The following is a 14,908-nucleotide window of genomic DNA, read 5'->3' as shown; positions in this document are numbered from 1 at the left end:
GATTTTTTATCAAATTTTCGCTAAGACTAATAAAAAATATTTAAATGTGACTTCAGCATTGGTAATATATCCCTACGTATAAGTTAAATTTAAGCTATGGGTTCTACAATAATAGGGATGGGGTAGTAGTGAATTACGTTTATATTGTAAAATGTAGTGATGGAACTTTATATACTGGATATACTAATGATCTAGATAGGAGAATAGCAACTCACAATAATGGAAAAGGTGCTAAATATACTAGGAACAGATTACCAGTAGAATTAGTTTATTATGAGGAATATAGTACCAAAAGTGAAGCTATGAAGAGAGAATATTATATAAAAAAGCTAAGAAGAATGGATAAAATAAAGTTAATTTATTGTAATGAGCTTAGAAAAGAAGTAACCATATAGACAAACATGTCCCAAATTTAACTTATACTACGATATATATCAACATGTTTCGTCACGTTAAATATTTTAATTAGGCTAAAGTTCAAATTTGAGAAAAATCTAAGAACTTTGATAAACTCGTACCTCAAACATATCTAAAGTTCTAAGGTTTTTCTCAAATTTTCACTAAGACTAATAAAAAAATATTTAAATGTGACTTCAACATGGTGATATATACCTACGTATAAGTTAAATTTAAGTTGAGGTTATTTATATATAGGAGGCTTCCAGCATATTAATTAAGTAGATTATTATGTTGGAGGTTTTTATGTTTAGTAAAGAAATAGAGGTAGAATTTCAATATGGTAGTGAGAGCATAGAGGAAATTATAAGGTACTTAGTTGATCTAAAGATTACTGAATGTGAAAGGCAAATAAGAGATTGGTATACTTCTAGTAAAAACATAGAAACATTAATGGAAGAAGGAAGGGATTGATTTAATGTATATATGGAATATTGCTATATATGCAAGAGTCTCAACTGACAAGAAAGATCAACAAGAATCTATACCCGCTCAAATACAAAGCTTAAAACAATGGATAGAAGACAAAAAAGTTCAGGATAAAAACGGTATATATAATTTAATTAATATTTATAAAGATGAAGGAGTCTCAGGATCGAGTTTTGACAGAGAAAGTTTTCTCAGATTAAAAGAGGATATAGAAAAAAAGAAGATAAATATGGTAGTTATAAGGGACTTGTCTAGACTAGGAAGAAACTATATCATTGCAGGCTATTATATTGAGAATTACTTTAAAGCTAATGAAGTGAGGTTGGTATCAATTTTAGATAATGTAGATACCTTAGAGGAAGATAGCGATATAGTTCCGTTTAAAAATATACTAAACGAAATGTATATAAAGGATTGCTCAAAAAAGATAAAAGATGGGTTAAAGCAAAGAATGCTTAGAGGATCCTCTATTGCCAGCAAACCTCCCTATGGCTATAGGTTTCAGGAATTCTATGATAACAACGTTAGACAAATAGGGCTTATTCCAAGAAATGATGAAACTACAGAAATAGTTAAAGAAATATATAATTTATATCTGCAAGGATGGGGAATGGGGCGAATTGCCACATATCTAAACAGTAAAAATATAAAATCTCCAGCTGCTTTGGTCAGAAATTTTTCTAAAATGACCAAGGGACTATGGACTAGTAATACTATAAAAAGTATACTAACTAATCCTAAATATGGAGGTGTAATGCTTCAAGGAAGATGGAGAAAGGTTAGTTATAAGGTTAAAAAAGTAAGAGTTGTGCCTAAAGATCAGTGGATTATGGGAGGAGAGTTTGAAGGAATTATTTCTAAGGAAACTTTTTATAAGGTACAATGCATTATAAAAAGTAGGAGCAAGAGTTTTAGACAAAAGAGAGGAAACATACATCTTTTTTCAGGAATATTAAAGTGTAAGGAATGCGGAGGAAGTCTAGTTTACAGGGCAGAATATAAAGGATATAAATGCTCTAACAGTCAAGTGGGTGGTAAACGCTGCACACCACATTCTATTAAAGAGCAGTACTTAAGAGAGATAATTTCAAAAAGCTTAAAGAAGCATATTGAGGAACATATAGATAAGAATGAAATAGATAAAGTAACTAAGTTTAAATTTTATAATATAATTCAAAATACAGATAAATATGAACAAATTAAAAATCAACTTAGTAATTTAGATATTCATATTGAACAGATTTATATGGATAAATTAAATAAGGTTATAAGCGAAAAAAACTTTCAAAATATATTAGTAAAACTTCAAGATAAACAGCAATATTTACTAAAAATAAAAGAAACAATGGAAGAACAGAAAAAAATAATCAATAATAACCATGAATTATATAAATACTTCAAAAATAAAATAGATGAAGCTGTAAATTTTACGAAGTTAGACAGAACTATGGTTGAGTTCCTAATAGATAAAATTGTAGTAGCTCAAGATAAAAACACCTTAAGGACCAAAGCCCATATCTATTATAAATTTAATAACCAATAAGTTTAATAAAGCAACTGCTACGTGCATAGGGCTTTCGGCAGTAAAACTTTTGAAAAAGGACAATGATGCTACTATGATAGTTTTACCATCGGATCACTATATAGAAAATGAAAAATTATTTATAGATACCTTACTTCAAGCTAAGGAAATTGCAGAAAAAAGAAGAGGACTTGTAACAATAGGAGTAAAGCCTACAAGACCAGAAACAGGTTATGGATATATTGAGATGGGTGAAAGAATAAATGGCGATATTGCCACCTTTAAAGTTGAGAGATTTCTAGAAAAACCAAACTTAGAAGTTGCAAAAGACTTGATTTTAAAAGGAACTTATCTTTGGAATAGCGGTATGTTTGTATGGAGAGCAGATGTATACTTGAGAGAAATGCAGAAATATTTACCTAAAATGTATAAGTGCATGATGAATATATATCTAAGTTTAGGAACAGATCAAGAACAAGAAATAACAAAGCAGCAATATGAGTTAATAGATGGTATATCAGTAGATTTTGGAATAATGCAAAAAACAAGAAAAGCTTATGTTATAAAGTGTGAGTTCTTATGGGATGATATTGGCACTTTTGCGGCCTTGGGTAGATTCTTAAAGTCTTCTCAAGGAAATAACGTAATGGGTAATGTTTTTTTGGAATCAAGTGAAAATTGTATCATATTTGGAAGAGAAAAGTTAATTATTCTTTTTGGTGTTAAGGATTTAATTGTAGTAGACTCGGGCGACGCACTGTTAGTTATGGATAAAAACCGAGATCAGGAAACAAAATATCTTGTAAATTTATTAAGACACCAAGAGAATATGGAGGACTATTTATAATAGAGAAAAACTATTGGTAGGTATTTACCAGTAGTTTTTTGTATTATATACTTTTAATTAGAATGAGAGTATCTTATAATTAAACATGGTTTACTAAATATTTTATATTGGATATAATAAAGTATTATATATATATTTAAGAGGTTAATATAAATGAATAGTGATTATAAAAGAACTACTCCTGAAGAAGCATTAAAAAAGTTAAGATATGAACAAAGAGGACGTTTAAGAATATACATAGGTTATGCACCTGGTGTAGGAAAAACTTATGCTATGCTTAATGATGCTAACAGTAGGTTGGAAAAAGGGGAAGATATAGTAGTTGGTTATTTAGAATCTCATCAAAGAAAAGAAACAGAAGCTCAAATAGGAAAACTTGAAACCGTACCTAGGAATAATATTGAGTATAATGGTGTGGTAATGGAAGAAATGGATACAGAAGCTATTATAGCAAGAAGACCAAGAACTGTTCTTATTGATGAATTAGCACATACAAATGTTCCAGGTTCCAAAAACAAGAAGAGATATGAAGATGTTGAGGAAATCTTGGATCAGGGTATAAATGTTGTATCTACATTAAATATACAGCATTTAGAAAGTCTTAATGATGTGATAAGGCAAATTACAGGAATTACAGTAAGGGAAACTATACCCGATAAAATTGTTGAAGATGCTGATGAGGTTTTGGTAATTGATATTACACCAACTGCTCTTCAAAATAGGCTTGAGGGTGGGTACATATATAAATATGAAAATGTTGGTAGAGCACTAAAGAATTTTTTTAGAAAGGGAAACTTAAATGCACTGAGAGAAATTGCTCTTAGACAAACTGCTGAAGAAGTTGATGAGGAGTTAGAAGAATATAAAAAAGAACATGGAATAAAAGAGCCTTGGCATGTTATGGAGAGGGTAATGGTATGTATTAGTTCTAGTCCATCATCTAAAAAACTAATCAGAAGAGGAGCTAGAATAGCTAGAAGATTTAAATGTGAATGGACCGTTGTTTACATAAATAGTACAAAAATGTTTATGCCTAAAATCACTGACAAAGACCGTCAAAGACTTGAAAGCCACTTTAAGTTGGCAAGACAGCTAGGTGCGGAAGTTGTAACACTCACTGGAAAGAGTATATCTAGAGAGTTAGTTGAGTTAGCAATCCAAAAGAATGCAACACAAATTATTATAGGACATAGTACGAGAACAAAGTTGCAAACTATTTTAGTGGGATCAACTGTAATAAAGCTGCTAAAGCTTGCAAAAAATATAGAGGTTCATATAATACCTAATGATTTGAGTTAAGGAAATATTAAAACCCAGCATCTTTATAGGTACTGGGTTTTAGTCTGTATTAAGATATTCTTGTTTTACTTGAATCAACTATACTAAGCATTCTGCTAATAAATGATTCCTCGTGTTTTTTGGTAATTTTAATTTTAAGCCAATTACTAACAACCTTTGTCCCACTTGTAACTGAACTAAAATCTTTACTTGAATCTTTTATAACAGGTACAGATTCCCCAGTTATAGCAGATTCATCTATAAATGCTAGACCTTCAATAATTTCTCCATCCCTTGGAATAATATCTCCAACTTCTACAAGGATTATGTCACCATTTCTAACATCATTAGCATTTATTCTTCTTATATTTCCATGTCTATCTAAAAGTTTTACTTCAGCATATTCTTCTATGTTATCAAGTCTTTTCATTACTTTTTTTCTTTTATTAATACCTGTATTCACAAAATTTGTAAATATATTTACGAAAAATTCTTTGTTTTTATTTATACTCATTATAATTTCACCTCTTTAAACATCCTACAATAGATGTTTAACAGCCATAATATTTTATTATAAAATAATTATATTATCTTTAGTGTTTTAAGAGAAGTCCTGAAAATATTCTATTTTAAGCTTTTCTTACTTATTAGATGTAATTTAGGCTAATTATTATGTTAATACATAGATATATTTAATATTTCCTTGATTTATATTGGGACCAATCCATTGACAACAATTATTTCTGATTGATGTTAAAGAACAAACATGAGGTTGGCTAAAATTTTATCATTTTTCTTGTCCAGTGTCAATTTAGAATACTAGGAAGAAATAAAGTAAATACTAAAAACTATTAAGAACTATGACGATATTTTAATTAGATTGTCCAAAATAGCTTGGAGTTTTTCAAATTAAGGTTAATACTAAATTTTAATTTTTTCGTCAATGGAAGTATAATCTCAATATGCGTTGACAATGTATTACTTACTATTAATATTCTGGAGTATAAAAGGAAGGGGAACCATATATGTTGGATATTATTTTTATAGTATCACTTTTTGTTGGTTTTATAGCTTTAAAGCTTTTTGCTGACTGGTGTGATAGACAAATTGAAACTAAAAAGGATTAATAGGAGGAAGTGAAAAATGTGGGGATTAATTGTAATTACTGTTTTAATATTTATATATCTTTGTTATGCTCTATTTAACCCAGAAAAATTTTAAGAGATTTATGATTAGGAGGCAAGCTTAAATGGAAATTTTACAAATAATAATACCTTTAGTGATATTTATGCTTCTAGTAGTACCAGTAGGTAAATATCTCTACTATGTAATTACTGGAGAAAAGTCTTCCTTTGATGCATTTTTTAATCCAATAGATAATTTTATTTATAAGATTTGTGGAATAAAACGAGATGAGGATATGACTTGGAAAGAATATGCGTTAACAATTGTTGTAGTAAACGCAGTTATGGCCTTTATAGCATACATAGTATTGAGAACTCAATCTATACATTTCCTTAACCCAAATAAAATTGGAGGAATGGAACCATCACTTACTTTTAATACAGTAATAAGTTTTATTACAAATACAAATCTTCAAGATTATAGCGGTGAGTCTGGAGTCTCTTATTTAAGTCAGATGATTGTAATGACATTTTTTATGTTCACCTCTGCGGCAACTGGTTTTGCTGCTGCCATAGCTTTCATGAGAGGGCTTGTTGGAAAGAAAAAAAACATTGGAAACTTTTTTGTAGATATAACTAGAGTTATAACTCGAGTATTTCTTCCTCTATCAATTATTGTTACGCTGCTTTTAGTGGCTCAAGGAGTACCTCAAACCCTTTCAGCCAATCATACTGTTGCTACATTAGAAGGAAAGCTTCAAGATATAGCGTTGGGACCTGTAGCGTCACTAGAAGCTATTAAACACATTGGTACCAATGGTGGGGGATTCTTTGGAGCTAATTCATCTCACCCTTTTGAAAATCCTACTCCTATATCAAATTTAATTGAATTGTTGTCAATGATGATATTACCAGGAGCTCTTGTTTATACTTTTGGATTGATGTTAAAGAACAAAAAACAAGGATGGACCATATTTGCTGCTATGGGAATATTATTCTTAATTATGTTACCAATTTGTTATTTAGCAGAAAAAGCTGGTAACCCAGCACTTGCACAATTGGGACTTAATCAATTTATGGGAAATATGGAAGGTAAGGAAGTTAGATTTGGTATACCTCAATCAGCATTATTTACTACTGTAACTACAGCCTTTACCACCGGAACAGTAAATAATATGCATGATTCCTTAACTCCCATAGGCGGACTTGTAGCTTTGGTTAACATGATGCTTAATGTTATTTTTGGAGGAAAAGGCGTAGGCTTCATGAATATGACTATGTATGCTATATTAACTGTGTTCTTATGTGGATTAATGGTTGGAAGAACTCCTGAATTCTTAACAAAGAAACTAGAAGGAAAAGAGATTAAACTAATAGCATTAGCTATCATTATACATCCTTTTTTAATACTTATGTTTTCAGCATTAGCATTAGTTACTCCACAAGGATTAGCTGGTATATCAAACCCTGGTTTTCACGGATTAACTCAAATAGTTTATCAATACACTACATCTGCTGCTAATAATGGTTCTGGATTTGAGGGACTGGTAGATAATACAATTTTCTGGAATACCACTACTGGAGTAGTAATATTCTTAGGAAGATATTTATCTATAATAATACTGCTTGCAGTAGTTGGATCCTTAGCTGCAAAAAAGGCCGTACCTGTAACTGTTGGTACCTTTAGAACAGATAATCCTCTTTTTGCAATCATATTAGTATGTATCGTTTTAATCATAGGTGCATTAACATTCTTACCAGCTATTGCACTTGGACCTGTTGCAGAACATTTAACACTACTTCATTAGTGTGGTGATTTTAAATAACTAAGAAGGAGCATTTGTTATGAGTAGGAATGATAAAAAAAATAAATTTATTACCAAAAAAATAGTTAATGAAGCTATAACTGAATCTTTTCGAAAATTAAATCCCAAATATATGATTAAAAATCCAGTTATGTTTGTGGTTGAAATAGGATTCTTTATATCATTAGTACTAACATTTTTTCCAACCATATTCGGAGATACTGATAATAACTTAAGAACATATAATTTAATAGTTACAATAATTCTTTTTATCACTGTTTTATTTGCAAATTTTGCTGAAGCTGTAGCAGAAGGTCGTGGTAAAGCTCAAGCAGAAAGCTTAAAGAAAACACGTAAAGATACTATGGCTAAGCTTTTAGATGATAATGGAAAAGTAAAAGTTATTAGTGCAAGTGAACTAAAAAAAGGTAATATTGTTTTGGTTGAAACGGGAGATTTAATACCTAATGATGGTGAAGTTATAGATGGCCTTGCTTCTGTAGATGAGTCTGCTATAACAGGCGAATCTGCACCAGTTATGAAGGAAGCAGGTGGAGATTTTGCCTCTGTTACTGGTGGAACTAAGGTTGTAAGTGACTGGCTAAAGGTTGAAATAACAGCTACACCTGGTGAATCCTTTCTTGATAAGATGATTGCCCTAGTTGAAGGTGCAGCTAGACAAAAAACCCCTAATGAAATAGCTTTAAATACAATACTGGTAAGCTTAACACTTATATTTTTAATAGTTCTTGTAGCACTTTATCCTATGGCTATATACTCAGGTGTTAGGATATCAATAGCAACACTAATTGCACTACTTGTTTGCCTTATACCTACAACTATAGGAGGTCTTCTATCAGCTATAGGTATTGCTGGTATGGATAGAGTTACAAGATTTAATGTTATTGCAATGTCTGGTAAAGCAGTTGAAGCCTGTGGTGATGTTAATACAATGATACTTGATAAAACTGGTACCATAACTTATGGAAACAGATTAGCAGCAGAATTTATTCCAGTGGGTAACGCAAAAGTTATAGATCTTGTAAATTATTCTGTTATATCATCAGTTAAAGATGATACTCCAGAAGGAAAATCTATAGTTGAACTTGGCAAAAAGGAAGGCACTACAGTAGAAGCAGCTGAATATGAAAACTTAGATTTCATAGAATTTACAGCTCAAACAAGAATGAGTGGAGTAAATCTTTCTGATGGAAAGAAAGTGAGAAAGGGAGCTCAGGATTCAATAAAGAAATTCGTTACTGACGCGGGCGGAGAAATTCCATCAGACTTAGATGAAAAGCTAACTAAAGTTTCAAAATTAGGTGGTACCCCTCTAGTAGTATGTGTAGATAACAAAATATATGGAGTTATATATTTAAAAGACACAGTAAAACCTGGCCTTGTAGAAAGATTTGCAAGGCTTAGAGAAATGGGCATAAAAACTATAATGTGTACAGGAGATAATCCGCTGACTGCTGAAACAATTGCTAAAGAAGCTGGAGTTGACGAATTTATAGCAGAGGCTAAGCCAGAGGATAAAATTGAAGCTATAAAGAAGGAACAAAATGAAGGGAAAATAGTTGCCATGACAGGTGACGGCACTAATGATGCCCCTGCTCTTGCACAAGCAGATGTTGGTCTTGCTATGAATAGTGGTACCACTGCTGCTAAGGAAGCTGCTAACATGGTTGACTTGGATTCAGACCCTACAAAAATACTAGAGGTAGTTGAGATTGGGAAACAGCTTCTTATAACTAGAGGTGCTTTAACAACATTTAGTATTGCAAATGACGTTGCTAAGTACTTTGCTATAATACCTGCTATATTTACCGTAGCAATACCTGAAATGCAGATACTTAATATTATGGGGTTATCATCACCTTCTAGTGCTATAATTTCAGCATTAATATTTAATGCTATAATAATACCTGCGTTAATTCCAATAGCTATGAGAGGCGTAAAATATAAACCAATGAAATCTGAAATGCTTCTACTTAGAAACATGTTAGTATTCGGTGTTGGTGGTATAATAGTACCTTTCGTTGGGATTAAAGTAATAGACTTACTTATAACACCATTACTCAGAATTTTAAACTTAAGCTAATGACTTAATTTTGTATAAGGATGACAGATCCTTTATAAAATTACTAATGTAAATAGATTTGATTAAAGGAGATTGAAACCATGAAAACATTAAAGAGGTCAATTCTTATAAGTATTGTGTTGATGGTATTATGTGGAATTATATATCCTTTAGCTATGACAGGTATAAGCCAACTTGTTTTTAATAAAAAAGCTAATGGAAGTATGATAGTTATTAATGGAAAAGAGGTTGGTTCTGAACTCATAGGTCAAAATTTTACGGATCCAAGGTTTTTCCGAGGAAGAGTATCAGGAATCAACTATAATACCTATACAGAAGCAGACACTAAACCTGACAAGAATGGCAAAGCTGCTTATAGTGGTGTAGCTTCAGGTTCACAAAACCTGGCACCATCAAATAAAGCTTTAACTGATAGAGTACAGAAGGATATTGATGATTTCTTAAAAACTCATCCTGGTGTAAAGAAAGAGGATATACCTACGGATTTACTTACAAGCTCAGGTTCAGGACTTGATCCAAATATAAGCCCTGAGTCAGCAAAGATACAAATTCCTGCTGTTTCAAAAGCTACAGGTATAAGTGAGGCACAACTTCAAAAGCTGGTAGATAACTATACTGAAGGAAGGTCATGGGGGATATTTGGTGAACCAAGAGTGAATGTTCTTAAAGTAAATCTGGAAATAGCATCAGCATTAAAGACAAAATAGCTAAAAAATCTGAAATAAAAATAACTCTATATTAACTAGAGTTATTTTTATTTAAAACGGAGGGATTTATGATAAAAACACTTAGAAGTAAAATTGCACTAGTATATATTTGTCTTGTGTTAATGATTGCAGTGGTAGGTTTTACATCGGTAGTTAGTCTTCACACCTTAAGTAAGTCAATAAATGGGCTGATGATTGATAACTATAAGAGTATAAATGCAGCAAATAATATGTTGGAAATTATTGAAGAGCAGAATATAGCTATTTTAAACTACTTGAATAACAATGAACAAGGTGGGCTTGAATTATTTTATAAAAACAACGATGAGTTTTACAAATGGTATAATACTGAATCTAATAATATTACTGAACCAGGAGAAAGGGATTACATTATAAAAATTAATGAAAATTATGTTAAATATTTAAGTCTGTTTTCCAAGATGCAGGAAATTAGAAACAAGCAGGGAACAAATAAAGCTTTTGATTTTTATAATAATCAGATAATTACTTTATACAATAATTTGAAATATGAATTGAAGAATTTATCATCATTAAATGAAAAAGCCATGTTTACCAGGAAAAATAATGTGAGTAATGATACAGTAGCAACTATGTATATAATTTTGACTCTATCTTTAATAGCTGTAGTTGGTGGATATTTAATTTCAAGATTTTTCATAAACAGATTTCTAAAACCAATTTATATACTTACAGAAAGCATAAAGTCTGTTAAAGAAGGTAATTTATATCATGAGATACCTATAATTTTAAATGATGAAATAGGACTTCTAGCAAATGAGTTTAATAATATGACAAAAAGACTTCAACAGTTCGAGTATAGTACAAAGGGTAAATTTCTAGCAGAAAAGAACAAATCTTTAGCTATTGTAAAAAGTATATCTGATCCTTTAATTGTTTTAGATACGAATTATAAGATTATTTTATTAAATCATGCCTGTGAAGATATTTTTCATATAAAAGAGAATGAGGTTTTAAATAAACACTTTTTAGAAGGCATAAGAAATGGGGAATTATATGAATATATATCTAGTGTTTATAAAAAGAGCCATGAAGAAAAAACAGAAAAAATAGTAAACTTAAATGAAGGTGGAAAAGACTATTATTTTAATATAATTTCTACAGCCATAAAGGATAAAGATTCAAATATGAATGGAATTGTTATTTTATTTCAAAATATTACCAAGATAAAACAACTAGAAAAAATAAAAACAGAGTTTATGGCTACTATATCACATGAGTTAAAAACACCTTTAACTTCTATTATGATGGGATTAAGCTTAATTACAAATAGAAGAATAGGTAATTTAAATGAAAAACAGGAAAGTATTTTAGGCACAATACGAGAAGATGGAGAAAAACTTTCTAGTCTTGTACAGGACTTGCTTCAGCTTTCAAAAATTCAATCCGATAAGGCTATATTTAATATGGAACATTGTTCTGTTATTGGAATTATAGAAAATTGCATTAAAAACTTTTATGATCAAGCAGTAGAAAAGGAAGTAAATCTATATTATGAAGCAGATGAAGAACTTCCCAAAGTACTAGCTGATTCAGAAAAAATATTATGGACTTTAAACAATTTAGTATCAAATGCTTTAAAACATATAAATGCTGGAGATGAAATTTGTATAAGGGCATTTACTAAAGCTAATAAGGTATGGGTAGCTGTTAAAGATACTGGAGTAGGAATACCGCATGAATACCAAGAAAAGATATTTGACAAGTTTGTTCAAGTAAAGGGAGTAGATTCAGAGATGAGGGGCAGCGGACTTGGTTTATCAATTGCAAAAGAAATTGTAGAAGCTCATGGAGGTAAGATTTGGTGTGAGAGTAAACTTGATGTTGGCAGCACTTTTACTTTTACGCTCCCTATGATAAATTAGTAACAATATTAAGAAATCAATTAAGTAGTATTTATTTGAAAATAGATATAATTTTATTAGGTATTAAATACTATATGGGAGGTTATTTTAAATGAAGAAAGCACTGGTGGTGGATGATACAAAAAATATTAGAATTTTACTTACTACATGTCTTGAAATAAATGATTATGAAGTTGTTACGGCTACTAATGGTCAAGAGGCCATTGATTTACTTAAGATTGAAAAATTTGATATAGCTTTTTTAGATATTAAGATGCCTGAGACAAGCGGAACGGCAGTTTTGAGAAAAATGAGAGAAGATATGGGTATTGACATTCCAGTGATAATTATGACTGCATTCGCTACAATAAAAAATGCAGTAGAATGTACTAAGCTTGGAGCAGTGGCTTATCTCCAAAAACCTTTTACAGCTGAAAAGGTAAAATTAGTATTAAGCGAGATTTTCAACTATGATGATACATTGAGAGATTTAGAGGACTTCTTAAAGTACAGCAAAAAATTAATTGAAGAAGGAAAAAATGAAGAAGCTTATGATATCTTAAAAAAAGCGTTATCTATAAATCCTTCCTGTTCGGATATATATCATTTGATTGGAGTAATATACGAGAAAAATGGAGATAAAAGACAAGCTACAAAATTTTACGAAACAGCAAAACGGTTTAATGATAAAGATAATATAAATATTTAGTATAGGAAATATTTAATACCTTGAGACATATACTCTATAGAATTAAATTATTTTATAGGAGGGAAAGGTTTAAAGAATGGTTGGAAAAGATGATTTTGTTCCAGGATTTGTTCTTTTTGAAAATGGACATACCCATTATTATGACTTTTATACTACAGAGGAGAGTGGACATAGGCATCATATAAAAGGCGTTGACCAACCAGCACCTGGAGTTAGATAAGCAAATAGTATAAAAAGTTACAATCTGATAGGAAGCTGCCACATTATAATAGAAAAAAACTACCAGTAAAAATTTACTGGTAGTTTTTTAACTAGAATATTTTAAAGGTTACGATATATCAACTTCAATTTTTAAATCTGCACCAATAACTCCTACTATGTTTCCGTGAGAGTCTAGTATTGGCAGTGAAACAGTAACACAGGGGTTAGACGTTATTGAGGAGATATAAACGGAGGATACAAATTCTGTACCTTTAACACTTTCTTTAAACCATTGTCTAACACTTGCATTTGGTATACCAGCAGTAGGATTAGAATATATAAATTTGCCCTTTGTATCATTTGTCCATACTGCCTCTATATATGAGTGTGTAGATAAAAATTTATCAAGTGTATTCTTATGAACATTTTCTTTTAAACCTACTAGTTCATAGGTAGATAGGAGTTCGTTTTTTATAAGCTTAATTGTTTCATTACATTGACTTTTAATACTGTTCATATTTGAGTCAATAGAAGTAGCATCAACCTTATCTAATAGTACGGACATAATCTTTGATGCATTTGTAAGGAAATCCTTCATATGATCTAAATCTTTTATACTGTCAGTTTGTTTTGTTACAGCTTCATAAACATTATTTACACTAGAATTTACTTCTTCAAAATCTTCTTCCAGATGCGTAAATTCATCATTTATATTATCTATTACCTGTTGTTCGCTATCTATAACATGTACAACGTCTTCTGTTAAAGAAAATACATTTTCAAAGGATTGCTTAATTTGCTTTAAAACATCTTCTATATTTTGTGAATATTGAACACTTTTTTCTACACTTTTTTGATTTGGCTTTACTGTATTTACTACAAGCTCCATGTGATGTTCTATTCTGTTAACTAGTTTAGAGATTTCAGAAACGGAATTTTGACTAATTTCTGCAAGCTTCCTTATTTCATTAGCAACTACACTAAAGCCTTTTCCGTATGTACCAGCACGGGCAGATTCAATAGAAGCATTAAGAGAAAGTAAATTAGTTTGAGATGAAATATTGCTAACGGTATCTAATATAAAGCTAATTTCTTTTGATATGTGTTTTAGTTCTTCTATACTATCTACAGTTTTATCCGTAGCAGATTTTATCTCTTTAATGGTTTCTACAATATCCATTATTTCCTTTAAGCCTCTTGAAACTATAAGCTTTGATTCATGGGAAGTACATGAAATCTTACTGGATGAATTTTTTATATTTTCAAATAAACTTATAATTCCTTTTATATTATTAATAGAATTTTTTACTCTTTTGTAACTTGTATTATTTAACTGAGATAAATCATTTGCTTCGGTGGTAAGCTGTTCAGCGCAACAAGAGGTTTCATCCACCGTTAGGGAAAGCTGCTCTGATACAGAAGTAATTTGACTTGAAACAACTTGAGTTTCAAAACTATTTTTTATTAAGTTTTTTCTTAAGGAATTTAATAGGGTGGCAGTTTCTTTAAGAACACCAACAAAATTCTCCGTTTTAAAATCTTCGTAATAATTACCTTTAATAATCTCATTTATTGAGCTATTTATTTGTGTAATTTTACTACGTAAAAAATAGTTAAAAGATATAAATCCTAGCAGTAAACCTGCTAATAGTGAAAAAATAATTACCAATAAGTTGTTCATGCATAACTACCTTCCTTTCATAAGTTATTAATGAAATAAATATATATTTAATATACTGCTAAAAATTCTATATAATTATATCACTAGTAATATTAAGATTTCTATAGAAAGTTCATACCATTAATTAAATTTTTTATGTATGTATGATAGAATATAAAGTGA

The 14,908-nt window shown here is 30.3% G+C and carries 13 protein-coding genes and 1 pseudogene; 12 read left to right on the top strand and 2 right to left on the bottom strand.

What is annotated here, in order from left to right; genetic code table 11:
- Nucleotides 1–128 precede the first annotated feature (128 nt).
- The 5 genes and pseudogenes from HGI79_RS06275 to HGI79_RS06255 all read left to right on the top strand — a co-directional run bounded on the left by HGI79_RS06275 (nt 129) and on the right by HGI79_RS06255 (nt 4,553).
- Nucleotides 129–395 (top strand): GIY-YIG nuclease family protein, encoded by a 267-nt coding sequence (locus tag HGI79_RS06275; RefSeq protein ID WP_185649809.1) that lies wholly within the window; start codon nt 129–131, stop codon nt 393–395.
- A 307-nt stretch (nt 396–702) separates the two neighbouring features.
- Nucleotides 703–870, top strand: coding sequence for a hypothetical protein (locus HGI79_RS06270; protein WP_185649808.1), 168 nt, complete (start codon nt 703–705; stop codon nt 868–870).
- Nucleotides 871–874: 4 nt separating this feature from the next.
- Complete coding sequence (locus HGI79_RS06265; protein WP_185649807.1) at nt 875–2,428, top strand: recombinase family protein; 1,554 nt, start codon at nt 875–877, stop codon at nt 2,426–2,428.
- Nucleotides 2,400–3,254 (top strand): annotated as a pseudogene (locus tag HGI79_RS06260) (mannose-1-phosphate guanylyltransferase); the annotation flags it as partial. The gene HGI79_RS06265 and the pseudogene HGI79_RS06260, both read left to right, overlap by 29 nt.
- 153 nt (nt 3,255–3,407) lie before the next feature.
- The gene (locus HGI79_RS06255) at nt 3,408–4,553 is read left to right on the top strand and encodes a universal stress protein (protein ID WP_185649806.1); all 1,146 of its coding nucleotides are present in this window, start codon (nt 3,408–3,410) and stop codon (nt 4,551–4,553) included.
- Between the two features lie 49 nt (nt 4,554–4,602).
- Here HGI79_RS06255 and HGI79_RS06250 read toward each other — a convergent pair whose 3' ends face one another.
- Nucleotides 4,603–5,046: a hypothetical protein gene (locus tag HGI79_RS06250; protein WP_185649805.1), complete on the bottom strand. Its 444-nt coding sequence runs from the start codon at nt 5,044–5,046 to the stop codon at nt 4,603–4,605.
- A 629-nt stretch (nt 5,047–5,675) separates the two neighbouring features.
- Between HGI79_RS06250 and kdpF the strand changes: the two genes are divergently transcribed.
- The 7 genes from kdpF (at nt 5,676) to HGI79_RS06215 (ending at nt 13,084) form a co-directional block, all read left to right on the top strand.
- On the top strand, nt 5,676–5,753 hold the full coding sequence (kdpF, locus tag HGI79_RS23640) for a K(+)-transporting ATPase subunit F (RefSeq protein WP_185649812.1): 78 nt from the start codon (nt 5,676–5,678) through the stop codon (nt 5,751–5,753).
- 28 nt (nt 5,754–5,781) lie between these two features.
- Nucleotides 5,782–7,464: a potassium-transporting ATPase subunit KdpA gene (gene kdpA, locus HGI79_RS06240; protein WP_185649804.1), complete on the top strand. Its 1,683-nt coding sequence runs from the start codon at nt 5,782–5,784 to the stop codon at nt 7,462–7,464.
- A 37-nt stretch (nt 7,465–7,501) separates the two neighbouring features.
- A complete protein-coding gene (gene kdpB / locus HGI79_RS06235) occupies nt 7,502–9,565 on the top strand; it encodes a potassium-transporting ATPase subunit KdpB (RefSeq protein WP_185649803.1) in 2,064 nt (687 codons plus the stop codon).
- 80 nt (nt 9,566–9,645) lie between these two features.
- Entirely contained in the window at nt 9,646–10,272 is a 627-nt protein-coding gene (locus HGI79_RS06230; protein WP_185649802.1) for a K(+)-transporting ATPase subunit C, read from the top strand.
- Between the two features lie 68 nt (nt 10,273–10,340).
- Nucleotides 10,341–12,176: an ATP-binding protein gene (locus HGI79_RS06225; RefSeq protein ID WP_185649801.1), complete on the top strand. Its 1,836-nt coding sequence runs from the start codon at nt 10,341–10,343 to the stop codon at nt 12,174–12,176.
- 91 nt (nt 12,177–12,267) lie between these two features.
- Entirely contained in the window at nt 12,268–12,864 is a 597-nt protein-coding gene (locus HGI79_RS06220) for a response regulator (protein ID WP_185649800.1), read from the top strand.
- Nucleotides 12,865–12,940: 76 nt separating this feature from the next.
- Nucleotides 12,941–13,084, top strand: coding sequence for a hypothetical protein (locus HGI79_RS06215; protein WP_185649813.1), 144 nt, complete (start codon nt 12,941–12,943; stop codon nt 13,082–13,084).
- A 108-nt stretch (nt 13,085–13,192) separates the two neighbouring features.
- Here HGI79_RS06215 and HGI79_RS06210 read toward each other — a convergent pair whose 3' ends face one another.
- Complete coding sequence (locus tag HGI79_RS06210; protein ID WP_185649799.1) at nt 13,193–14,746, bottom strand: methyl-accepting chemotaxis protein; 1,554 nt, start codon at nt 14,744–14,746, stop codon at nt 13,193–13,195.
- Nucleotides 14,747–14,908 lie beyond the last annotated feature (162 nt).

It is taken from the genome of Clostridium sp. DJ247, assembly GCF_014231265.1.
Note: the sequence above shows the minus strand (reverse complement) of the source record. Positions and strands in the feature narration are given on the sequence as shown.